The organism is Devosia ginsengisoli (genome assembly GCF_007859655.1).
Lineage (GTDB): Bacteria > Pseudomonadota > Alphaproteobacteria > Rhizobiales > Devosiaceae > Devosia > Devosia ginsengisoli.
The window spans coordinates 2,202,096-2,222,726 of record NZ_CP042304.1; the positions used below are offsets into that span (position 1 = coordinate 2,202,096).

21 protein-coding genes are annotated in these 20,631 nt (G+C 63.4%); 11 read left to right on the forward strand and 10 right to left on the reverse strand.

The window, feature by feature from the left end; translation table 11 throughout:
• Window positions 1-16 precede the first annotated feature (16 nt).
• From FPZ08_RS10780 to FPZ08_RS10790, 3 genes are all read right to left on the reverse strand, one after another.
• Window positions 17-934, reverse strand: a complete 918-nt coding sequence (locus FPZ08_RS10780; RefSeq protein WP_146290024.1) for a diacylglycerol/lipid kinase family protein — start codon at window positions 932-934, stop codon at window positions 17-19.
• 15 nt (window positions 935-949) lie between these two features.
• Window positions 950-2,353 (reverse strand): sensor histidine kinase, encoded by a 1,404-nt coding sequence (locus tag FPZ08_RS10785; protein WP_186767300.1) that lies wholly within the window; start codon window positions 2,351-2,353, stop codon window positions 950-952.
• A 94-nt stretch (window positions 2,354-2,447) separates the two neighbouring features.
• Window positions 2,448-3,203, reverse strand: a complete 756-nt coding sequence (locus tag FPZ08_RS10790) for a Crp/Fnr family transcriptional regulator (RefSeq protein WP_425457586.1) — start codon at window positions 3,201-3,203, stop codon at window positions 2,448-2,450.
• 133 nt (window positions 3,204-3,336) lie between these two features.
• Between FPZ08_RS10790 and FPZ08_RS10795 the strand changes: the two genes are divergently transcribed.
• Window positions 3,337-3,705 carry a response regulator gene (locus FPZ08_RS10795; RefSeq protein ID WP_146290027.1) on the forward strand — a complete coding sequence of 123 codons (369 nt, stop codon included), beginning with the start codon at window positions 3,337-3,339 and terminating at the stop codon, window positions 3,703-3,705.
• Here the strand turns inward: FPZ08_RS10795 and FPZ08_RS10800 are convergent.
• Window positions 3,702-4,223, reverse strand: a complete 522-nt coding sequence (locus FPZ08_RS10800) for an RNA polymerase sigma factor (protein WP_246132900.1) — start codon at window positions 4,221-4,223, stop codon at window positions 3,702-3,704. The two genes, FPZ08_RS10795 and FPZ08_RS10800, sit on opposite strands and share 4 nt — an antisense overlap.
• A 37-nt stretch (window positions 4,224-4,260) precedes the next feature.
• The gene (locus tag FPZ08_RS10805; protein WP_425457587.1) at window positions 4,261-4,464 is read right to left on the reverse strand and encodes a NepR family anti-sigma factor; all 204 of its coding nucleotides are present in this window, start codon (window positions 4,462-4,464) and stop codon (window positions 4,261-4,263) included.
• A gap of 180 nt (window positions 4,465-4,644) precedes the next feature.
• On the opposite strand from FPZ08_RS10805, the gene FPZ08_RS10810 reads away from it, so the two are divergent.
• The 3 genes from FPZ08_RS10810 (at window position 4,645) to FPZ08_RS10820 (ending at window position 6,797) form a co-directional block, all read left to right on the forward strand.
• Entirely contained in the window at window positions 4,645-5,439 is a 795-nt protein-coding gene (locus tag FPZ08_RS10810) for a response regulator (RefSeq protein ID WP_146290030.1), read from the forward strand.
• 118 nt (window positions 5,440-5,557) lie between these two features.
• Window positions 5,558-5,722: a DUF1328 domain-containing protein gene (locus FPZ08_RS10815; RefSeq protein ID WP_146290031.1), complete on the forward strand. Its 165-nt coding sequence runs from the start codon at window positions 5,558-5,560 to the stop codon at window positions 5,720-5,722.
• A gap of 244 nt (window positions 5,723-5,966) precedes the next feature.
• Complete coding sequence (locus FPZ08_RS10820) at window positions 5,967-6,797, forward strand: sensor histidine kinase (RefSeq protein ID WP_186767301.1); 831 nt, start codon at window positions 5,967-5,969, stop codon at window positions 6,795-6,797.
• On the opposite strand, the gene FPZ08_RS10825 is transcribed toward FPZ08_RS10820, so the two are convergent.
• On the reverse strand, window positions 6,782-7,582 hold the full coding sequence (locus tag FPZ08_RS10825; protein ID WP_146290033.1) for a YdcF family protein: 801 nt from the start codon (window positions 7,580-7,582) through the stop codon (window positions 6,782-6,784). The genes FPZ08_RS10820 and FPZ08_RS10825 overlap by 16 nt on opposite strands.
• A gap of 204 nt (window positions 7,583-7,786) precedes the next feature.
• Between FPZ08_RS10825 and FPZ08_RS10830 the strand changes: the two genes are divergently transcribed.
• From FPZ08_RS10830 to FPZ08_RS10850, 5 genes are all read left to right on the forward strand, one after another.
• Window positions 7,787-8,590 (forward strand): ABC transporter ATP-binding protein, encoded by an 804-nt coding sequence (locus tag FPZ08_RS10830; RefSeq protein WP_146293079.1) that lies wholly within the window; start codon window positions 7,787-7,789, stop codon window positions 8,588-8,590.
• A gap of 62 nt (window positions 8,591-8,652) precedes the next feature.
• Window positions 8,653-9,405, forward strand: a complete 753-nt coding sequence (locus FPZ08_RS10835) for a transporter substrate-binding domain-containing protein (RefSeq protein ID WP_146290034.1) — start codon at window positions 8,653-8,655, stop codon at window positions 9,403-9,405.
• 85 nt (window positions 9,406-9,490) lie between these two features.
• On the forward strand, window positions 9,491-10,303 hold the full coding sequence (locus FPZ08_RS10840; protein ID WP_146290035.1) for an ABC transporter permease subunit: 813 nt from the start codon (window positions 9,491-9,493) through the stop codon (window positions 10,301-10,303).
• Window positions 10,303-11,037, forward strand: coding sequence for an ABC transporter permease (locus FPZ08_RS10845; RefSeq protein WP_146290036.1), 735 nt, complete (start codon window positions 10,303-10,305; stop codon window positions 11,035-11,037). Before FPZ08_RS10840 ends, FPZ08_RS10845 begins: the two co-directional genes overlap by 1 nt.
• A gap of 10 nt (window positions 11,038-11,047) precedes the next feature.
• Window positions 11,048-12,190, forward strand: coding sequence for a succinylglutamate desuccinylase/aspartoacylase family protein (locus FPZ08_RS10850; protein ID WP_146290037.1), 1,143 nt, complete (start codon window positions 11,048-11,050; stop codon window positions 12,188-12,190).
• A 149-nt stretch (window positions 12,191-12,339) separates the two neighbouring features.
• Here FPZ08_RS10850 and FPZ08_RS22610 read toward each other — a convergent pair whose 3' ends face one another.
• Window positions 12,340-14,739 (reverse strand): putative bifunctional diguanylate cyclase/phosphodiesterase, encoded by a 2,400-nt coding sequence (locus FPZ08_RS22610; RefSeq protein WP_146290038.1) that lies wholly within the window; start codon window positions 14,737-14,739, stop codon window positions 12,340-12,342.
• Between the two features lie 203 nt (window positions 14,740-14,942).
• Between FPZ08_RS22610 and FPZ08_RS10860 the strand changes: the two genes are divergently transcribed.
• Both FPZ08_RS10860 and FPZ08_RS10865 read left to right on the forward strand, forming a co-directional pair.
• Window positions 14,943-16,298 carry an aminotransferase class I/II-fold pyridoxal phosphate-dependent enzyme gene (locus FPZ08_RS10860; protein WP_146290039.1) on the forward strand — a complete coding sequence of 452 codons (1,356 nt, stop codon included), beginning with the start codon at window positions 14,943-14,945 and terminating at the stop codon, window positions 16,296-16,298.
• Between the two features lie 13 nt (window positions 16,299-16,311).
• The gene (locus FPZ08_RS10865; protein WP_146290040.1) at window positions 16,312-16,695 is read left to right on the forward strand and encodes a response regulator; all 384 of its coding nucleotides are present in this window, start codon (window positions 16,312-16,314) and stop codon (window positions 16,693-16,695) included.
• A 40-nt stretch (window positions 16,696-16,735) separates the two neighbouring features.
• On the opposite strand, the gene FPZ08_RS10870 is transcribed toward FPZ08_RS10865, so the two are convergent.
• The 3 genes from FPZ08_RS10870 to uxuA form a co-directional block, all read right to left on the reverse strand.
• A complete protein-coding gene (locus tag FPZ08_RS10870; protein WP_146290041.1) occupies window positions 16,736-17,131 on the reverse strand; it encodes a response regulator in 396 nt (131 codons plus the stop codon).
• Window positions 17,132-17,142: 11 nt separating this feature from the next.
• Window positions 17,143-19,032, reverse strand: coding sequence for an ATP-binding protein (locus FPZ08_RS10875; protein ID WP_146290042.1), 1,890 nt, complete (start codon window positions 19,030-19,032; stop codon window positions 17,143-17,145).
• Between the two features lie 276 nt (window positions 19,033-19,308).
• Window positions 19,309-20,523, reverse strand: a complete 1,215-nt coding sequence (uxuA, locus tag FPZ08_RS10880) for a mannonate dehydratase (protein WP_146293081.1) — start codon at window positions 20,521-20,523, stop codon at window positions 19,309-19,311.
• Window positions 20,524-20,631 lie beyond the last annotated feature (108 nt).

Below are 20,631 nucleotides of genomic sequence, written 5' to 3' on the forward strand. Positions count from 1 at the left end.
TAGGTTCCAAACATTTTTACGCTGTTTCGGCGGGCAAGACGACCTTGGGCAGGACCACCTTGAGCGCGGCCGGATGCATCCTGAGCGTGACCGAGCGATCGAGCTTGATCAACTCGCCGTCGATCACCGCACGGGCACCCCTTTTCCGCTTGGGAAAGTGCAGCGTCACCTCGGCAATTTCCCTCTCCGAGACCATCGGACTCGCCCGCCAGGTGCCCATGAACACGTCCATCGCCAGCCTGAGCAGTTCCGAGGTCGAAACCGCCGCCGCAACATAAACGCCCAGCATGCCGGTATTGAGCCTGTCGGCATGGATCATGCCGTCGCCCAGCGGATTGTTGGAGATCGCAATGCCCGATACGCGGCGCTTTTCGATACCCTTGGGCAGATGGAATTCGGCATCGAATTGCGGTGGGTTGATCGCCGCCGCCCCGATCGCCCGCAGGCTCGCCAGCATCTTGCCCACCCGGCTGCCATAGCTCATGTTTTCGCGGATACGCACCAGCCGCGCATGGATGCCCACCCCGAACTGATGGACGAAGGGCCGGTCATTGGCCGTGGCAATATCCACTGCACCGATGGCGCCGGCGGCCAGGGCCTCCAGGGCCTCATCCAGCACCAGCGGCACCTTGAGCGCCCGCGCGAACAGGTTCATCGTCCCCACCGGCAATACGGCAAGCGGCATCCCGGTTTCATAGGCGATCGCCGCGGCCGCGGAAATGGTGCCGTCGCCGCCCCCGGCCATCACGGCATCCACGCCTTCGCTGGTTGCCGCCTCGCGTAGGGCCGCCTCGACCTTGGCGCCGGCCACGGTCCGGCATTCGAGCTGATGGCCGTACCGCGCAAAGGTCGCGACGGCATGCGCGCAGAATGCGTCGAGATCCATGGTTCGCAGCGTTCCGCCATCGCGGTTGAGAACGGCAATGATGTGCAAGGGGTTTGCTCCTGGTCAGCCGGCGTCCGACGACGCGACGTCTTCAATGCCGGGCAGCGACAGGCTGACGCTCAGCCCACCGCCGTCCCGCCGTTCATAACGCGGTTCGCCGCCAAGCTGGTTGGCCAGCTGCCGGACGATGACCGAGCCCAGCCCGCCCTCGCCCGGATCGCCGGCAATACCCACGCCATTATCGGCCACGCTGAGCCTGGGCACACCTGTGTCGTCGCGTTTCAGCGCCACGGTGACCGTACCGCCGCGACCGGCGGGGAAGGCATGCTTGATCGCATTGGTCACTAGCTCGCCGACCAGTATGCCGACCGTAGTCGCGTCGCGCGCACCCACCACGATGGGGTCGAATTGCCCGACCAGCTCGATATTGTCGGCTTCGCTGGCAGTCGACGCGATGTCTTCCAGCACGGCGTCGAGGAATTCATCGGCGCTGGCGGTCTCCAGGTCGTCCCCCAGCCGCAGCCGGCGATGAGCCGAGGCGACAGCATGCACACGCGATCGCGCCGCTTCCAGCGCCACCCGCACTTCATCGGATTTGGTGCGCAACAATTGCAGCCCGAGCAGCGAGGACACGGTGGCCAGCGAATTGCCGATGCGATGGTTCGCATCCTGCAGCAGAGCCTCGACCCGCTGCCGCTCCCGCTCGGCATGCTCGCGCGCTTCCTCCAGGGCCTGCGTGCGCTCCGCCACATGGGCTTCCAGCACCTCGTTTTCCGTCGCCAGTAACTGCCTGCTCCGCGCCAGCGCGCTGAACTGCCGTTGGGTGCGGGAAAGCAGCATATAGGCCAGCAGCACGGCACCGGCCAAGGCGACGATGATCGCCCCTACCAGCCAGCGCCGGGACTGGTTGATCTGCCTGTTGCGATCGAGCAGCTTGCCGTTTTCCTCGCCGATGAACTGCTCCAGCGTGATGCGCAGGCTGTCCACTGCCCGCTCGCCGGTGCGCGACTGGATCAGCATCAGCGCCTCGCTCACCCGGTTGGCATCGACCAGCTCGATGGTTCGCGCCATCTTGGCGGTCTTGCCGGCGATTTCGCTGGCGATGGCGCTCACCGTCGCCGACTGCTCGCTATCGTCGCGTGTCGCGGCAGCCAGTGAGAGCAAGCGCGTATCGATCGAGGCCACGGCCCGCCGATACGGCTCGAGATAGCGCTTGTCGCTGGTCAGCAGATAGCTGCGCTCGCTGCTTTCCGCCTCGCTGAGCGAAATGGTGAGTTCATGAGCGTGGTTGCGCACTTCATAGGTGTGCAGCACGTCGCCGATCTGCCGGTCGATGCCCTGCACCAGCACCAGCGCCGCCCCGGCCGCCAGCACGACCAGCGTCAACGATACAAGAACCGCCAGGCGCCGGCCGAAGCGCCTCTGCGTATCCTGCACCCGGCTGGCCAATCCGCTCGCAATGCTCATCAAGCTCATCTACCCGGCGCCGCCAGCTGCCCGCGGCCTTTCTCCTGCCCCGCAATGGAGGATGGCGATGGCGGATTTGAGGCTGCAAACCCGCTCATATCAGCGGTCTCCGGCGCTCCGGCGGCCCGTCCCAGCCCGCCAGTTCCATCAGCCCCGATACATCGAGCACCTCGCAGGAGCGATCGAGCCAGCGGATCAGCGAGCGATCGGCAAGCTTGCGCAGCGTCTTGTTGGTATGGACGATGGACAGGCCCAACGTATCGGCCACATGCATCTGCGTGATCGGCAGGTAGAGATTGCGCGACGAGGTCAGCCCCACCGAGGCGGCGCGGTGGTAGAGGAACGCAATCAGATAGGCCGCCCGCTCCATCGCCGTGCGGCGGCCCAGGCTGAGCAGGTGATCGTCCAGCATCCGCTCTTCCTGCGCCGCCAGCCAGGTGATGTCAAAGCCCAGGCCCGGATGATTGCGGAACAGGTCGTTCAGCCGGTCACGCTGGAACACGCACAGCACCAGCGGCGACAGGGCCTCCACCGAATGCTGCATCTCCCCGATCACCGAGCCCTGCAGGCCGACCAGGTCGCCGGGCAGCATGTAGTTCAGGATTTGCCGGCGCCCATCCGGCAGGGTCTTGTAACGGAATGCCCAGCCCGACAGCAGGGTGTAGAGATGAGCGCTGTGGCTCCCCTCGGACAGCAGCGTCGTGCCGCTCTCGGCGACCAGTTCGCCCGTCTTGAACGAGGAAATGAAGGTCAGTTCCATCGGTTCGAATGCGCGGAACCCGGGCATGGCCCGCAGCGGGCATTGCTCGCAGGGCACCCTGCGTCCGGAACTGGGAAGAACGAGGCTCAAGCAGCACCATCGACGCTGAAATGGATGTCACCACGCCAACGCAATGCGACACAACCCGTTCCCGGACATGTCAAACTTAAATGACAGTTGCCTCGATTGAGCGCCATCAGTGGCCAAAAGGTTGCGGAAACACATGCTCAACGGCCGGACTGCGCTTATCGTTGAAGAAGAGTTCCTGATCGCGCTGGATGTTCAGCGCATGCTCGAAACGCTGGGCGTGGGCCAGACCCTGTTCGCCCGCATGCCGGCCGAGGCCGAACAATTGCGCGCCCGTTGGCCCGAAATCGCCATTGCCATCATCGAAGCCCGCATGGGTGATCCCCTGGCCATGCAACTGGCAAAGGACCTGGCGGCCGCGCGCATCCCGATCGTGCTCGTCACCGGCGACCTTGACGTGCAGCATAGCTTTGCCGACCGGCCTGATCTGCCGGTCGTCATCAAGCCGGTGCCGGAAGGCGCCCTGGCGGACGCTGTCCGCCAGGCGCTTGCCGTTCACTCCTAGAACGAATGATTATTCGTGGTGACCTGCGCCGAGACCGCGTCCGGGCCGTAATCGGCCTCGCCGCTGATCTTGAGGATATCCTGCAGTCGCGTGCGGGCCCGGCTCACCCGGCTCTTCATCGTGCCCACGGCACAATCGCAAATCTCCGCCGCCTCTTCATAGGAAAAGCCGGAGGCGCCGATGAGGATGACCGCTTCGCGCTGGTCGTCGGGCAATTGGGCCAGGGCTTTCTTGAAGTCCTGCATGTCCATCGAGCCATACTGTGCCGGATGCACCGACAGCCGCTCGGTGAAGATGCCGTCGCTATCCTGCACCTCACGGCCGCGCTTGCGCATCTGGCTATAGAATTCGTTGCGCAGGATGGTGAAGAGCCAGGCCTTGATATTGGTGCCCATTTCGAAGCTGGACTGCTTGGCCCAGGCCTTCATCACGGTGTCCTGCACCAGGTCGTCTGCCTTGTCATGCTTGCCGGTCAGCGACACGGCGAAGGCGCGCAGGCTGGGCAGCGTCGCCAGCATCTCGCGCTTGAACGTCGTTGGTTCTCCGGTCACGCCGTCACTCCCCGTCACGGCCAGCATTCTTGGTCTTTTGCGCCTGCTCGGCGCTATCAAGCTTTTCCAGCAGATCGAGCAGTTGATCGGGGACGCCTTCGTCCTGGACCGCTCCGTATAGCGCGCGCAGCCGTGCGCCAATGTCCGTATTCGGACCCAGCCCGTCGTCTGCCCGCACCGCCTGCGTCCGCATACGTTGCTGGGTCACCAGTTTTTCCTTCATCATGCCGTGTTCTGACCGCCAGAGTGTTGTGCGTTATGCCGTATTTGGCGATCTTAATGCGTGCCAGTCAAAAAAGTTCCGCGAAACCGGGAACTTTTGGTAGCGAAACCTCGTTTTCCGGTTTCGTGTAATCACGAGCCGAAAGCGTCACTGGGAGTTCACTTAATGACTTTGTCCACGCGGATCGCTCCGCACCTGCCGTATCTGCGGCGGTTTTCGCGCGCTGTCACCGGGTCGCAGACATCCGGCGACGCTTATGTGGCCGCCACCCTGGAAGCTCTCATAGCCGATATTTCGCTGTTTCCCGAAGCGAGCAACGATCGTATCGCGCTCTATAAGCTGTTCTCCGCCCTGTTCTCGTCAGCGGCCGTCAAAGTGCCCCAACCCACCTCATCCTATGCGTGGGAAAAGCGAGCTGCCACCAATCTTGCCAATCTGGCCGCTCGGCCGCGCCAGGCTTTCCTGCTGGTCGCCGTGGAAGGCTTTACCCACGCGCAGGCCGCCGAAATCCTCGGCATTCCCGATACTGAATTCGCCGCGCTGCTCGAGGAAGCCTCGATCGAGATTTCCCGCCAGGTGGCGACCGAGATCATGATCATCGAGGACGAACCGCTGATCGCCATGGATATCGAGCAACTGGTCGAGAGCCTGGGTCACAAGGTGGTGAGCGTCGCCCGCACCCATAAGGAAGCGGTCAATCTGTTTGCCCAGACCCAGCCCCGCATGATCTTGGCCGATATCCAGCTGGCCGATGGCAGCTCGGGCATCGACGCCGTCAACGACATTCTCAACCACCATTCGGTGCCGGTGATCTTCATCACCGCCTTCCCCGAACGGCTGCTGACGGGCGAACGCCCGGAGCCGACCTTCCTCGTCACCAAGCCCTTCAACCCCGACATGGTGAAGGCGCTGATCAGCCAGGCGCTGTTCTTCGACGAAGGCTCGCGCGCCGCCGCCTGACCGGTAACGCAAAAGGCATGAAAAAGGTCGGGTTATCCCGGCCTTTTTTGTTGCGCGTCAGGAACCGGAGAACGGCAGAACCGTTGTCACCTCAATAACTTCGCCCAAGGAGAGTGACATGCTCTACTACGCACTCGTCTTCCTCGTGATCGCGCTTATCGCCGGCGTTCTCGGCTTCGGTGGCATAGCCGGGGCCTCGGCCGGCATCGCGCAGATCCTGTTCTTCCTGTTCCTTGCTTTCCTGGTCATCTCTCTCGTCGTGGGCTTCTTCCGTCGTGCCTGATTTCACCCCGACGGCACGGCCCGGCGTTTGACACGGCTTCGCCCCGGCGAAGCCGTTCTCGTTCCTGCCGACTACACGAGTATTTTCCCAATGCCAGCCTCGATGCCCGACCGCCAGACGCAGACAAGGCTACGCGCCTTGTCACTCGGTCTGCGCCATGGGGGCATCTGCGTCCTGCACCAGGATGGCGAACACCACTTCGACTTCGTCGAGAACCTCCCCGCCAGGCTGGCCGCGCCAGGACATGGTCGGCCTGCGTGAAGCCGAGGCCCTGCCGGCGGAGATCGCGGCCGATTTTGCCGCCGCCCATGATCGCTGCCGCCGCGACAACGCCGAACAGCTGCTGGCAATTGAGCTCGGTGAAAGCCCCCATCGACGCCATTTCGAAATACGCCTGCTGCCCGATGACAATAGCGATGGCGTCACCGCCATCGTGACCGATACGACAGACCGGCGCGCCCGCGACCTGGCTGTTGCCTCCCTGCTGCGCGAAGTCAGCCACCGTTCCAAGAACCTGCTCGCCATCGTGCAATCGGTCGCGATGCAGACCGCCCGCCATAGCGCCGGCACCGAGGACTTCCTCGACAAGTTCCGCGGCCGCCTGCACGCCCTGTCCAGCACGCAGGATCTGGTGACTGAGAGCAACTGGCGCGGCGCCTATCTGCAGTCACTGGTGGCTTCGCAACTCGTCCGGCTGGGTCCGTCGGTCCTGGCCAATGTCAGGATTACCGGCGTCAATCCGCTGCTCGGCCCTAATGCCTCGCTCCATATCGGCCTGGCCATCCACGAATTGGGAGCAAATACCGTGCTGCATGGCGCCCTGGCCAATGGCGAGCCGGGCAAGGTCACGATCGATGCCCGCATGGTAGACCGGCCTGGCAGCGCCGCCGATCTCGTCATCGAATGGCGCGAGAGCGGCATTCCCGCCTGGCGCCTCGAGCACCAGCCCCATTTCGGTACGCTGGTTCTCGAACGCATCGTGCCCCTGTCGGTGGGCGGCACTGCCGATTTCGGCATCGAACCCGATGGCGTGCGCTATCGGCTTGTCGTGCCCGCCGATCAGTTCGAGGCCTGACCCGGCAGCAGATCATCCGTCCGCCCGGTCCAGTGATAGACCGCCAGCCCGATCCATTCCTTCATCGCCACGCTTGCCGTCAGCAGATTGGCCATGGGCTCGGCCACGTCGATCCCGAAACTCTCCGTGCCCGTGCTGCGATAGTCGGTCGGCCAAGCCATGGCTGATATGCCGACCTTGCGGAACAGCCCCATCGACCGCGGCATGTGGAAGGCCGAGGTCACCAGCAGCACATTGCCCGGCGCCGGCCCCAGCAGCGCCTTGGTATATTCGGCATTCTCGTCGGTGTTGCGCGCTTCGCCCTCCAGCACCACCCGCTCCGGCGCAATGCCGAAAGCCAGCAGCAGGCGCTGCATCGTCACCGCTTCGGATTCAGTCTCACCCAGGATGGCGGCCACCCCGCCGGTCAGCACGATCCGCGCCGCGGGATAGCGTTGTGCCAGCCAGATGGTCTCGATCAGCCGGTCGCCCGCCTCGCTGGTTTCGGTGACCTGCCGCGCCGTACTGACCCGGGCGGACGTCGCCCCGCCCAGCAGGACGATGGCACCCACGCTTTCGGGCAGTTCGGCCGGGCGCGCGAACCGGGCCTCGAGCGGCGCGATCACCACCGCTCCCACATTGGTGAAACTGGCGACACCCAGTACCAGCAGGCCCAGAACGCCCAGCACCACACCCGACCGCCGCCACCCCACCATGATCAGAACCAGCGCAGCGAGACCGAGCAGGAAGGCCAGGCTCACCGGTTGTGCCAGCAGCCAGAACACCTTGGAAATCGCATAGAACATGCCGCAGCCTCATCAATTTGCGGCGCACCATAAGTCAGACCCGCGGCACTGGCGAGCCGCACCTTCCTCAGTCACGTGCTGCCGAAAACATCATTTCCCTTGCTATATGTCGCGCTTTTGCTTTTCTTGACGGCGGTCAAGATTGCCAGCCTCAAGAAAAAGGCAATCACCGCTCAGGAAGGCGCCCGTTTCGGCGGGCCAGGGATGAATATGGCGCAAGCTGCTGCCGCCGTCGCGGAGAAGTGGCCTGTCGTGGCGATCCGCGACTTGCACAAATCGTTCGGCAAGCTGGAAGTGCTCAAGGGTATTTCATTTGCCGCAAGCGAGGGCGAAGTCGTCTCGCTGATCGGCTCCTCGGGCTCGGGCAAGTCGACCATGCTGCGCTGCATCAACATGCTCGAAGTGCCCGATAGCGGTTCGGTCGCCATCGATGGCGAGGAGATCAAGCTGCACGGCGCGGGGCCACACCGCCAGATTGCCGATGAAGGCCAGATCCGCCGCATTCGCTCCGAGCTGGGCATGGTGTTCCAGAGCTTCAACCTCTGGGCCCATCTCACCATCCTCGAAAACGTCATGGAGGCGCCGCTCATCGTACAGAAGCGCGCCCATGGCGAAGTGCGGGAAGAAGCGCTCGCCATGCTGGCCAAGGTCGGCATCAGCGAAAAGGCCGATGCCTACCCCGCCCAGCTTTCCGGCGGCCAGCAGCAGCGCGCCGCCATTGCCCGCGCCCTCTGCATCAATCCGCGCGTCATGCTGTTCGACGAGCCAACCTCGGCGCTCGACCCCGAACTCGAAGTCGAGGTGCTGCGCGTCATCAAGGTGCTGGCCGATGAAGGCCGAACCATGATCCTGGTCACCCATGACATGGAATTTGCCCGCTCGGTCAGCGACCGCGTCATCTTCCTGCATCAGGGCATGATCGAGGAAGAAGGCACGCCCGAACAGGTCTTCGGCGCCACGAAATCCACGCGCCTCAAGCAATTCCTCAACGCCGCCAGCCACGAATGAAGGCGCTGATGACAAAGCCCGGACAACGGGCACGACAACAAGAAAAACCAACGGAGAAACAGATGAAGAAGCTCATCCTCGCGGCAGTGGCCACATTGGCCCTCGGCTCTGCGACCCAGGCGCAGGAAACGGTGCGCATCGCCACCGAAGGCGCCTACGCGCCCTGGAACTTCCTCGACGACAGCGGCGCCCCTGCCGGCTTCGAAATCGACCTCGGCAACGCCATCTGCGCCCAGGCAGGCCTTACCTGCGAATGGATCACCAATGACTGGGATTCGATCATTCCGAACCTGCTCGCCGGCAACTACGACGTGATCATGGCCGGCATGTCGATCACCGACGAGCGTCTCGAAACCATCGACTTCACCCAGAACTACTTCCCGCCCGATCCGTCCAAGTTCATCGCCGCTGCCGGCTCCGACATCGACCCGTCCGCCCTTGAAGGCAAGCGCGTTGGCGTCCAGGGCGGCACCATCCAGGCCGCCTATGCCGAGGAAAACCTCGGCGCGACCAATACTGTGGTCTCCTTCGGCACCGCCGACCAGGCCATGGCCGATCTGGCCGCCGGCAATCTGGACACCATCCTGGCCGATGGCGCCTATCTCGAGCCGGTCGTCACCGCTTCGGGTGGCGCGATGGAATTCGTCGGCGAAGACGTGATGATCGGCGACGGCGTTGGCGCCGGCGTCCGCAAGGACGAAGCCGAACTCAAGGCCACGTTCAACGATGCCCTGACCGCGCTCAAGGCCGACGGCACCGTCGACAAGCTGATCGCCCAGTGGTTCGAGGGCCGCGGGCCGTATTTCGCCGAATAATCCGGCTTGCCGGGGTGGGTCGCCCACCCCGGCTTTCTCCTGAAAGACTGCCAATGCCAGCGTCATTGCCCCGGACCGTCAGCCCATGAGCGAAGATATCGCCTTCTGGCTGAGCTATCTCACCAATGGCAAGCACCTCACCTGGTATGCCAGTTTCCAGTTCACCATCTTCGCCGCTTTGTTCGGCGGAACGCTGGCCGTGGTCTTCGGCCTGATCGGCGCCACGCTCAAGAATTCGCGGTTCTTTCCGCTGCGCCTCATCGGCACGATCTATTCCTCGATCGTGCGCGGCGTGCCCGATGTGCTGTTCTTCCTGTTCTTTCCGCTGGCGTTCGAGCAGACGGTGGAATGGTTCATCGCCAGCCAGGTCTGCACGCCCGAGTTGATCGCGGCCCAGTCCGCCGCCTGGCCGCCCTGCAAGGAAGCCAACTGGTTCCTCGGCACGCCGGAATACCTGATCCTCGCTTCGGTCTCGCTCGGCCTGGTCTATGGCGCCTTTGCCACCAATGTCATCCATGGTGCGCTGCGCTCGGTGCCCAAGGGGCAGCTCGAAGCCGCGCGCGCCTATGGCATGAGTGCCAGCCAACTGCTCTGGCGCGTCCATATCCGCCAGATGTGGGTCTATGCCCTGCCCGGCCTCTCCAATGTCTGGATGCTGATCATCAAGGCGACCTCCCTGCTGAGCCTCTTGCAAATCGCCGATATCGTGCTGTGGGCCGATAGGCTCGGCGCGCCCAATTTCCTGCCCGCCGTAGGCCTCGTGCATGAGGACTGGCGCTGGCGCTACTACCTCGTGCTCTTCCTCTTCTACATTCTCGTGACCCTGCTCTCCGAAAAGGCCTTCGAAGCCATCATGCGTCGCGCCGGTCGCGGCATATTGAGCGAGGTGCGCGGCTGATGGAACGCCTCTTCCAGGAAATCGCGCTGTTCGGCCCAGCCGTGGCGTTCAATATCTATTTCGCCGCCGCCTCCATCCCCATCGGCTTCATCTTCGCCGTCTTCCTGGCGCTGGGCAAAGCTTCGCCCAATCCGCTGATGTCGCGGCTGAGCCGTGGCTATATCTACGCCTTCCGCGGCTCGCCGCTCTTCATCCAGTTCTTCATGCTCTATTCGCTGGCGCTCTCGTTCAATGTCAGCATCTGGAAGCCGATGGGCCTGTCCTGGTTCGTGCTGCACCCCTTGTTCATCGGCCCGCTGGTGCTGACCCTCAATACCGCCGCCTACACCGCCGAAATCTTCTATGGCGCACTGCGCGCCGTACCGCGCGGCGAAGTCGAGGCCGCCCGCGCCTATGGCATGAGCCGGAGCCAGCAGTTCCGCCGCGTCATCTGGCCCAATCTCATCCGCCTCGCCTGGCCGGCCTATACCAATGAAGTGGTGTTCCTGTTCCACGCCACGGCCATCGTCTATTTCGCTTTGCCCGTCATCGGCCAGCAGAAAGACCTGATGATAACGGCCAAGGAATTGTTCGAGCGCGACTATAATGCCTTCCTGCATTTCTCCGTCGCCGCGCTCTGGTTCCTCGCCGTGTCGCTGGTGGTTTTCTTCCTGTTCGGGCTGGTCTATCGCCGGCTGATGCGCCATATGCCGGCAGCGCCGGGTCTGCGCTTTGCGCCCAAATGGCTGCGCTGAGAGAAAAGATATGAGCTTTGAACTGCACCGCACGGTATTGACGGGCGATACGCCCGGCACCGCCACCGATCTCTACTGGTACACGGCCGGTCCCGCCGATGCCGAAACCCGCGTGCACCTGCAGGCAGCCCTTCATGCCGACGAACAGCCGGGCACCATGGCGCTACACCATCTGCTGCCCAAGCTGCGCGAGGCCGATGCCGCCGGGCAGCTCAAAGCGCAATTCACCATCTTCCCCTCGGTCAATCCGCTGGGCCTCGCCAACTATTCCCTGCGCCATCACATCGGCCGCTATGACGTCGAGACGGGCGTCAACTACAACCGCCGCTGGCCCGATCTCTATCCCCATATCGCTCAGGACATCGCCGGCAAGCTGACCGACGATCCCAAGGCCAATATCGCCACCATCCGCGCCGCCGTTGCCGCCTGGATCGACAGCCAGCAACCCGGCACCGCCATCCAGCGCCTGCGCCTGGCCGTGCTCAAATCGGCCGTTGCCGCCGATATCGTGCTGGACCTCCATTGCGACGACGACAGCCTCAAGCACATTTTCACCTCGCCCGAGCTGATGCCCTGCCTGCAGGACCTGGCCGACTGGATGGGTGTCGCCGCGACGCTGACCGCCGAGGATAGCGGCGGTGGCTCGTTCGATGAGGTGCTGCCGTCCCTCTATCGCAAGGCGCGCCTCGCCAATCCCGACCATCCGATTCCATCAGGCGCCGAAACCGCAACCCTCGAATATCGCGGCCGCGCCGACAGCTTCGACGCCATCGGCCAGGAAGATGCCGCCGGCCTATACGGCTTCTTTGCCAGCCGCGGCCTCATCGCCGCCGATCCCGGTCGCAAGCCTACCGCGGCGCCGGCACCAACGCCCTTCGAAGCCACCGAAGTGCTCCGCGCCGATGCGCCGGGCCTTTTGGCCTATCGTGTGGAACTCGGCGACCGGGTCAGCAAGGGTCAACCTATTGCCGACCTCATCGCCATGGACGGTCCGGAAGCCTTCGTCGCCCGCCGCCCGATCCTGTCGGGCACCGATGGCTTCGTGCTGTCACGCGTCATGGGCAAATACGTGGTGCGCGGCGGCGCCATCGCCAAGATCGTCGGCAAGGACATACTGCCGGCGCGTGCCGGCGGGTACCTGCTGGAAGACTGAGATATTGGAGTACCCCCTCCTAGCCTCCCCCTGATAGGGGGAGGAATCTGGCCAGTAGATGGAGCAACATCGCGCCGCACGCCCGATCTGTTCCTCCCCCTATCAGGGGGAGGTTAGGAGGGGGTATCCGGCAAGGACTCGTCTTCGCCCTAGCCCGCCAGCGCGGCGAGCTTGGCTTCCGCCTCGGCCTTCAGCGCCGGGGCTTGCGGCAGTACATGCGTCAGCAGGTAATGCGGCAGGTCGATATGGTCGAGCGGCCTGGCAAAGTAGAAGCCCTGCAACTGATGGCAGGCTATCCCGGACAGGAACTCCGCCTGCGCCTGCGTCTCCACGCCCTCGGCGGTGATCTTGAGCTTCAGCGTCTTGCCCAGCGAGGCGATGGCTTTGAGGATGTCGCGCGCCACTTCGTCGTCGCTCGAGGCATCGACGAAGCTCCGGTCGATCTTGATCTTGTCGAAGGGGAATTTGAGCAGGTAGCTCAGGCTCGAATAGCCGGTGCCGAAATCATCCATGGCAATGGTCACGCCCAGCGCGCGGATTTCGCCCAGCTTTTCCACCACCGCTTCCGGGTTCTCCATCAGCAGGCCTTCGGTGATTTCGATCTCCAGCCGCGGCGCGGCCAGCCCCGACATGGCCAGCGCGCGCTTGACCACCACGGAAATGTCCGAGCGGCGGAAATGCTTGGCCGATAGGTTCACCGCGACCGTCAGGTGTTCCGGCCAGTTGACCGCGGCCAGGCAGGCCTGCTCGATCGTCCAGTCGCCGATATCGACGATGAGGTTGGACTGCTCGGCAATCGGAATGAACTCGGCCGGTGCCACCAGCCCGCGGATCGGGTGGTTCCACCGCACCAGCGCCTCGAAGCCCGTCGGCCGCGCATCTTCCGCCGAAACCAGCGGCTGGTAGTAGAGCACCAGTTCATTGTTCTTGATCGCGTCGCGCAATTCCACTTCCAGCAGCCGCCGTTCGCGGGCTTCGGAATCCATCTGGCTCTCGAAGAAGCGATAGACCGACCGTCCATCCGCCTTAGCCCGATAGAGCGCCAGGTCGGCATTGCGCAGGATCTGGTCCGGCCGCGTCCCGTTCATCGGCGCCATGGCAATGCCAATGCTGACCCCGATATTGATCTGCTCGTCATCGATCACATAGACCTGCTTGATCTCCTCGATCATGCGGGCGGCCAGGGGGCCGACACTGTCCACGTTGCAATCATTGGGCAGGATAACGGCGAATTCGTCGCCGCCCAGCCGCGCCACCAGGTCGTTTTCGCGCACCAGCCCCTGGATGCGCCGCGCCACCTGTGTCAGCAACCGGTCACCGGCCATATGGCCACGACTGTCATTGACCGATTTGAACTGGTCCAGATCGAGGAACATCACCGAAAACGGCGTGCCGTAGCGCTCCAGCCGCGCCACGCAGGAATTGAGCTGTTCGGTGAATTTGGTGCGGTTGAGCAGGCCCGTCATCGGGTCGTGATGCGCCAGCATGGTAATGCGGCGTTCCGCCAGCTTGCGCTCGGTCACGTCCGAGCCGGTGCCGATATAACCCAGATAGTTGCCGCCCTCGTCGAAGGCCGGCTTGCCCGTCAGGCTCCACCAGCACTCCCTACCATCGGCAGTCACCTGCAATTCGATATCCTGGAAGGTCTGTTGCTCCAGCACATCCTGCTCCAGATGCGCCATCAGCGGATCATTGGGCGGCGTGATGCAACGCAGGAAATGCACGAAATCGGCGCCCACCAGCGCCTCCTCGGCCACGCCGGTCGCCGTGGTGAAACCCGCCGACATACGGTTGATGGCGCCATCGGCATCAAAGCCCCAGATCCAGTCCGATTTGCTCTGCTCGAATTCGCGCAGCAGCAGGCCGATGATCTCCCCCCTCTCCTTGAGCTGGGTTTCCGAGGCACGATGCGCCACGAAGCCCGCCGCATGGTTGAGCGAGATGACCACCATGACGAAGGTAAAAACCGTCAGCAGCGTGCCATACATCCAGATTTCGCGCGTGGAATCGAGCCCGGGTACCATGCTCAGCGCACCGACGATGAGCGGGACGGAGAACGCCGCCAGGGCCTGTGGATAGACCATCAGGGCCATCATCGAGATGCAGAGCAGGCCGCCCGTACCAACAGTGGCGGCGCTGCGAATGGCCGGGTCCTGCCCCAGCGGCAGCACGTTCAATATGAAGCCCCAGAGGGCGCCCAGCGCCATGGCATAGATAATGGTGCGAATGACCGCATTGCGCGGCGGGCCTTCAGCTTGTTTCCGCGGATGCACGAAAGCCAGGTAGGAACCGTGCAGCCCGATGGCGATGATGATGCTGGTCGCCGCAAGGATCGACCAGAACTGTGCCGTCTGCCAGGTCAGGGCCAGGAACACCGCCGAGACCGCCAGCGAAGCCGCCAGTACGGCCGGCGCCATCTGCGTCACCGACCCGAGCTGCTGGCGCAGCAGCTTGTCGCGCACATGCGGTGACAGATCGTCCGCCCCGATGGCGCGATCGACAAAGCCGTTGATACGAGAAATCAGGCCCCAGACCGGTATGACACTCATACCTTAACCTGCAGCGATACCACTTAATTTTGCGTATGTAGCGCCACCTATTCGCAAGAATACTCCAGTATTACTGTTCATTAAGCTCAAATCTGAAGAAACGCAGGTTACTCAAAATAAACCGAGACGATTAAGTCGTTTTTTAAATGACATCAGTAGTTTTTCATACCGAAGAGGCGAAAAGTCTCATTTGGAGAGCGTCCATGACTATCAAGACCAATTTGGTCCCCGAAGCCGCACTGACCGGCAGCCTGCGTGACTTCCGCAGCCCCGAGGGCCCGGACCTGATCGCCCGGACCGACGGCTTCTATGACTGGCAGAACCTGCGGCGCGAGCATGAGCTCTGGCCCTATGCCCGTTCGACCTCCACCGCTCCCCAAGCGCGCTGCGAAGCCCGCAGCGACACCGGCGAAATTTTTGCCGGCATCAATTTCGCCAGCCAGGACTATCTGAGCCTGTCATCCCATCCCGCCGTCAAGGCCGCCGCCATCGAGGCGATCAACGAATACGGCGTCCATAGCGCCGGCTCGGCCGCCTTGCTCGGCAACACCGCCAATTCACTACTGCTCGAACAGGGGCTGTCCGAATTCCTCGGGGGTCGCGAGATCGTGCTCTACCCCACCGGCTGGGCTGCCGGCTACGGCTCGGTACAGGGCTTCGTGCGCGGCAACGACCATGTCGTGATGGATATCCTGGCCCATTCCTGCCTGCAGGAGGGCGCCAAGGCGGCCACCCAGAACATCCACTATCACGGCCATCTCAACCTCGAAGCTCTGGCCCGCAAACTGCAGCGCATCCGCGCCAGCGACCAGGTCAACGGCATCCTGGTGGTCACCGAGAGCCTGTTCTCGATGCATTCCGACACGCCGGACCTGCTGGCCATGCGCGCGCTGTGCAACGAATTCAGCGCCACGCTGCTGGTCGATTGCGCCCACGACCTGGGCTCCATCGGCGAGGACGGCCTGGGCCATCTCGGCCTGCAGAATGCGCTCGACGCCGCCGATATCATCATCGGCAGCTTCTCCAAGACCTTCGGCTCCAATGGCGGCTTCATCGCGGTCAAGAGCCGCGCCACCGCCGAATATCTCAAATATTACAGCGCCACCCACACCTTCTCGAACGCGCTTTCGCCGGTACAGGCGGCGTCGGTGCTCTGCGCACTCAATATCGTGCGTTCCGAAGAGGGCCGCCTGCTGCGCCGCAAGCTGATGGACAACATCCTCTACCTGCGCGCCGAAATGACCCGGGCGGGCCTCCAGACCCTGGGCGACCCCTCGCCCATCGTGCCGGTGAGCCTGGGGCTCGAAGGCGTCGGGCGCTTTGCCAGCCGGCACCTGATGGCCATGGGCGGCATCGCCAATCTGGTGGAATATCCCGCCGTGCCGCAGGGCGGCGCCCGCTTCCGCTTCCAGGTCATGGCCGCCCATACGCGCGACGATATCGACCAGGTCGTGGCCATTCTGGCCAGCGCCATGCGCGAAGCCGATCTCGAATACCGCCTCGGCCACGAGGGCCGGCAGGATACGGGTCCCGCCCGTGCAGCGACCGCTGCGGCCTGACACGGAGATTGCGATGGCCCCTAAGCTCTTAGCCGTCGATGACGACGCCCCGTCAGCCGAACTGATCGTTCGGGTGGCGGAGCGTTGCGGCTATGACGCCTTTGCTACTTCCGACTCGCGCGGGGTGATCAATCTCGTCGCCGCCCTACGCCCCGATGTCATGGCGGTGGACATTTCCATGCCCCATGTCGACGCCATCGAGCTCTTCCGCCTGCTCGCAGAGGCGCGTTACCCCGGCGACCTCATCATCGTCAGCGGCCAGGACGAGCAGACGCTGAGCATGGTGCAGCGCACCGCCGAACTCATGGGCCTCAACCGCCCGCATGTGCATCAGAAGCCGCTCGACTTCGCCCACCTGCGCGAAACGCTCACCATAAGGCTGGCCAAGGCGGGGTGATCTCTCTTCACCTCTCTCCCAAAGGGAGAGGTGAAGATCCCTAGCCGAAATTCATCGCGGCTTCGGGCATCTTCGGACCGAGCACGGCCTGCATCTTGCCCAGGAGGCGCGGCAGATCCACCGGCTTGGTGTCAAAGTCGATGCAGCCAGCCGCCAGCGCCTTGGCGCGATCGCTTTCGAACGCACTCGCCGTCAGGGCAATGATCGGCAAGGCCGCCGTTTCGGGGTCGGCGTGGATACGGCGCGTGGCCTCGCAACCATCCATTTCGCCCAGCCCGATATCCATGAGGATCACATCAGGCATCAGCGTCCTGGCCGCGGCAATGCCACTGGGGCCGTCTTCGGCGAAGCGGATGGAAAAGCCGCGCCGCTCCAGCCGCCGGCCGAGCACGTCGCGATTGATCGGGTTGTCTTCGACAATGAGAACCAGCGCCATATTGATATTCCCTATGCGTTGGCAGCCTTGGCGCGCGGCTGGCCACGCACCGCCTTGAGCCCCGCCAGCGCCGCCTTGACCTTGCTGGCGTCGAACGGCTTCATCACGATGCCATCAGCTCCCGCCGCCAGCGCCTTGGCGCGTTCGCTGAGGATAGAGATCATGAAAACCGGAATATCTGATGTCACCGGATCGGCCTTGAGCGCCGCCAGCACGTCCCAGCCGTCGAAACCGGGCATCAGGATATCGAGGAAGATCGCCGCCGGCTTGACGGTGCGGGCAATCTGCAGCGCTGATTGCGGGGCGTCCGTGCAGATCGGGGTATAGTCTTCCTTCATGAACAGCCGCTCGGCCAGTTCGAGGAAAGCGCGGTCGTCATCCACCACCAGCAGGCGCGGGCGCCGCTCGTGGTCCGGCATATGCCCGCTCATCGCTGCAAAACCGGCCTTGCGCTGATCGGCCTCGGCCTCGCTTTCAGCCAGAAACGCCTCGTCCTGCACCGCTGCCCGCGCTATCGGAGCCGCCTGCCCTGCTGCGGACTGCTCTGAAGGCGCCGGCAGGCGAATGGTAAAGCGGCTGCCCTTGCCCAACTCGCTTTCGATCTCGATCTGCCCGCCCATCAGCCGGCACAGATTCTGGCTCAGCGACAGGCCCAGCCCCGTTCCGCCATAGACCGCAGCAATCCTGGAATTGGCCTGGGTGAAATTGGAGAACAGCGCATTCTGCTGCTCACGCGAAATGCCGATGCCGCTATCGATCACGGCGATTTCCAGCCATTCCGCGTTCCGCGATGCGGCCAGGGTGATCTGCCCGTTCTGCGTAAACTTGGCGGCGTTGGAGAGCAGGTTGAAAATGGCCTGGCGCAGCTTGGTCGCGTCGGCCCTGACGGTGCCCAGTTCCGATCGCTTTTCGACCGAGAAACTGTTGGTATTCTTGGCCGCCAGCGGCCGCGCCGTGGCTTCGACGTCGTCGATCAGCTTGTCGAGATCGACGTTTTCCAGATGCAGGGCCATCTTGCCCGCCTCGATCTTGGAAATGTCGAGAATGTCGTTGACCATGGCCAGCAGGTGCTTGCCCGCCGCGCTGATCTTCTGCAGGTCCGCGATCTGTTCGCCGCGCCCGTCGAGCTCGGCATCTTCCAGCAGGATTTCCGAATAGCCCAGCACCGCATTGAGCGGCGTACGCAGTTCATGGCTCATCTTGGCGAGGAATTCCGACTTGGCGCCATTGGCCCGCTCGGCCTCGTCCTTGGCCTGGGTCAGCGCCTTGAGCGTATATTGGTGCCGGTCGATTTCCTTGATCAGCTCGGACTGGCTGTCCACCACGCTCGAATAATAGGCGGCCATCATGAACACGTAGATGTTCGAGCCCAGCGCCGACAGCACCCCGGCGACAACCATGTTTTCGACCGGAATATGGGTCGGGAAGTCGCCATAGAGATAGAAGCCATACAGCGCGACAATGCCCAGCGTGATCTGGCTGAAAACGAAAACGCGCGCCGTCCAGGTCGAGCCCAGATACATGAAGGCGAGCAGCGGCACGAGCACCAGCCACACCAGGAAGGGCGAAGAGGTGCCGCCGTAATTGTAGGTGCCCCACATGATGCAGAAGGTCAGGTTCAGCACCGAGGCCATGGCCAGCGGCGTATAGGCGCGCGGAAACAGCTTCACCAGCGCCAGGAACGGCCAGAAACCGTAGATGGATGCCGCCAGGATCGGCACATGCCACAGCGGCTGCGGATCGGCGAACCACAGGAAAAGCGGAATGGGCGTGGCGATGATCGGCCCGAAAATGTGGCTGATGATGAACATCTGCACCCGCTTGCGCGTATGCAGGTCGCCACTGAGATGCGCGGGGATGAACCAGTTCATCACCCCCTGCAGAAAGGTCAGGATAGCCACGGCCGGCCTCGCGCGAGAGTACTGGCTCAACTCTGGCCGCAACACTTTGAGAAGTCGTAAACTATCGTTCGGAAGGTGAAGGTAAGCGAGGGCGAAACGCCCTCAGCACGCCGGGCCCCACCCCACCCTCAATCCCTCCCCATCAAGGGGAGGGAGGCGCATGGGCGAGGCCAGTGGTCCAATATTGTCTCATCCACCAAACAGGCTTCCCTCCCCCTTGTGGGGAGGGAATGAGGGTGGGGGTGAGCCACAAGCAAAAAAAGCAGCCGTAGCCGACTACCGCAGCCCCAGCTCTTCATGCTCCAGCGCCATCATCACGCCGCGCAATTCGGCCAGTCCCTTCATCCGCCCGATGGTCGGATAGCCCGGCTGCGAGCGCCGGCCGAGATCGTCGAGAATGTCCTGCCCGTGATCGGGGCGCATGGGAATGATGTGGTCCTTGCGGCCCGCCGCCTTGCGCTTCTTCTCCTCGCGTACCACGGCCGCGATCAGCGCGACCATATCGGTATCGCCGGCGAGATGCTCGGCCTCGTAGAACGAGCCGACAATGTCGTCATTGTCGCGCTTGACGTTGCGCAGATGCAGGAAATGTACCTTGTCGCCCAGCCGCTCCATCATGCCCGGCAGGTCATTGTCCGGCCGCGCGCCGAGGGAGCCCGAGCACAGCGTCATGCCATTGGCGGGGCTCTCCACCGCATCGAGAATGTACTTGTAGTCCGCCTCGGTCGACATGACGCGCGGCAGGCCGAGCAAAGCGAACGGCGGGTCGTCCGGATGGCAGCAGAGCCGCAGGCCCAGGTCTTCTGCCGTGGGCACGACCGCATCGAGGAAGTCGACGAAATTGGCGCGCAGCCGCTCGCGGGTGATGGCGCCATATTCGTCGAGATGGCTCTGCACATCCTCCAGCGTCATGGACTCCGTCGAGCCCGGCAGGCCCATCGTGACATTGCGCGCCAACTGCTTGCGGGCCGCATCGTCCATATTGGCAAAGCGCCGCTCCGCCTCGTCGGCAATGGCATTGGTATAGTCAGTGGCAGCGCCCCGGCGCTGCAGCACATGGATGTCGAAGGCAGCGAAGTCGTTGATGTCGAAGCGCATGCACGAGCCGCCATTGGGCACGTTCCAGCGCAGGTCGGTGCGCGTCCAGTCCAGCACCGGCATGAAATTGTAGCAGATGACCTCGATGCCACTATCGGCGAGGTTCTTCATCGAGACCTTGTAGTTCTCGATATGCTCGCTCCAGCCGTCCTTCTGCTTCTTGATGTCTTCGGAAACCGGCAGGCTTTCCACCACGTCCCAGGTCAGGCCCGACGGCGTGCCATCCTTGCGCGTGCCGATCTCGGCATGGCGTTTGGCGATCTCCTCGGGCGTCCACACCGCGCCATTGGGCACATGATGCAAGGCGCTGACCACGCCCACGGCACCGACCTGGGTGATATCATCGATGCTGCACAGGTCTTTGGGTCCGAACCACCGCCAGGTCTGTCGCAAATCAGGCACTCCACTCTTCTTGTATGGTAGAGGCCATGCCACATCCCCGCCCCTGGGAAAAGCCCTATTCGCTCGCGGGCAGCAACCAGGTGTCGAACCCGGCCCGGT

Bases quoted from the DNA above. Each gene is read 5' to 3' on its own strand.
- FPZ08_RS10840 (WP_146290035.1), top strand. From the start codon at position 9,491: ATGAGCGAAGATATCGCCTTCTGGCTGAGCTATCTCACCAATGGCAAG.
- FPZ08_RS10860 (WP_146290039.1), top strand. From the start codon at position 14,943: ATGACTATCAAGACCAATTTGGTCCCCGAAGCCGCACTGACCGGCAGC.
- FPZ08_RS10785 (WP_186767300.1), bottom strand. From the start codon at position 2,353: ATGAGCATTGCGAGCGGATTGGCCAGCCGGGTGCAGGATACGCAGAGG.
- FPZ08_RS22610 (WP_146290038.1), bottom strand. From the start codon at position 14,739: ATGAGTGTCATACCGGTCTGGGGCCTGATTTCTCGTATCAACGGCTTT.
- FPZ08_RS10800 (WP_246132900.1), bottom strand. From the start codon at position 4,223: ATGCTGGCGACGCTGCCCAGCCTGCGCGCCTTCGCCGTGTCGCTGACC.
- FPZ08_RS10795 (WP_146290027.1), top strand. From the start codon at position 3,337: ATGCTCAACGGCCGGACTGCGCTTATCGTTGAAGAAGAGTTCCTGATC.
- FPZ08_RS10845 (WP_146290036.1), top strand. From the start codon at position 10,303: ATGGAACGCCTCTTCCAGGAAATCGCGCTGTTCGGCCCAGCCGTGGCG.
- FPZ08_RS10820 (WP_186767301.1), top strand. From the start codon at position 5,967: ATGGTCGGCCTGCGTGAAGCCGAGGCCCTGCCGGCGGAGATCGCGGCC.
- FPZ08_RS10850 (WP_146290037.1), top strand. From the start codon at position 11,048: ATGAGCTTTGAACTGCACCGCACGGTATTGACGGGCGATACGCCCGGC.
- FPZ08_RS10870 (WP_146290041.1), bottom strand. From the start codon at position 17,131: ATGGCGCTGGTTCTCATTGTCGAAGACAACCCGATCAATCGCGACGTG.
- FPZ08_RS10810 (WP_146290030.1), top strand. From the start codon at position 4,645: ATGACTTTGTCCACGCGGATCGCTCCGCACCTGCCGTATCTGCGGCGG.
- FPZ08_RS10825 (WP_146290033.1), bottom strand. From the start codon at position 7,582: ATGTTCTATGCGATTTCCAAGGTGTTCTGGCTGCTGGCACAACCGGTG.
- FPZ08_RS10830 (WP_146293079.1), top strand. From the start codon at position 7,787: ATGAATATGGCGCAAGCTGCTGCCGCCGTCGCGGAGAAGTGGCCTGTC.
- FPZ08_RS10835 (WP_146290034.1), top strand. From the start codon at position 8,653: ATGAAGAAGCTCATCCTCGCGGCAGTGGCCACATTGGCCCTCGGCTCT.
- FPZ08_RS10815 (WP_146290031.1), top strand. From the start codon at position 5,558: ATGCTCTACTACGCACTCGTCTTCCTCGTGATCGCGCTTATCGCCGGC.
- FPZ08_RS10865 (WP_146290040.1), top strand. From the start codon at position 16,312: ATGGCCCCTAAGCTCTTAGCCGTCGATGACGACGCCCCGTCAGCCGAA.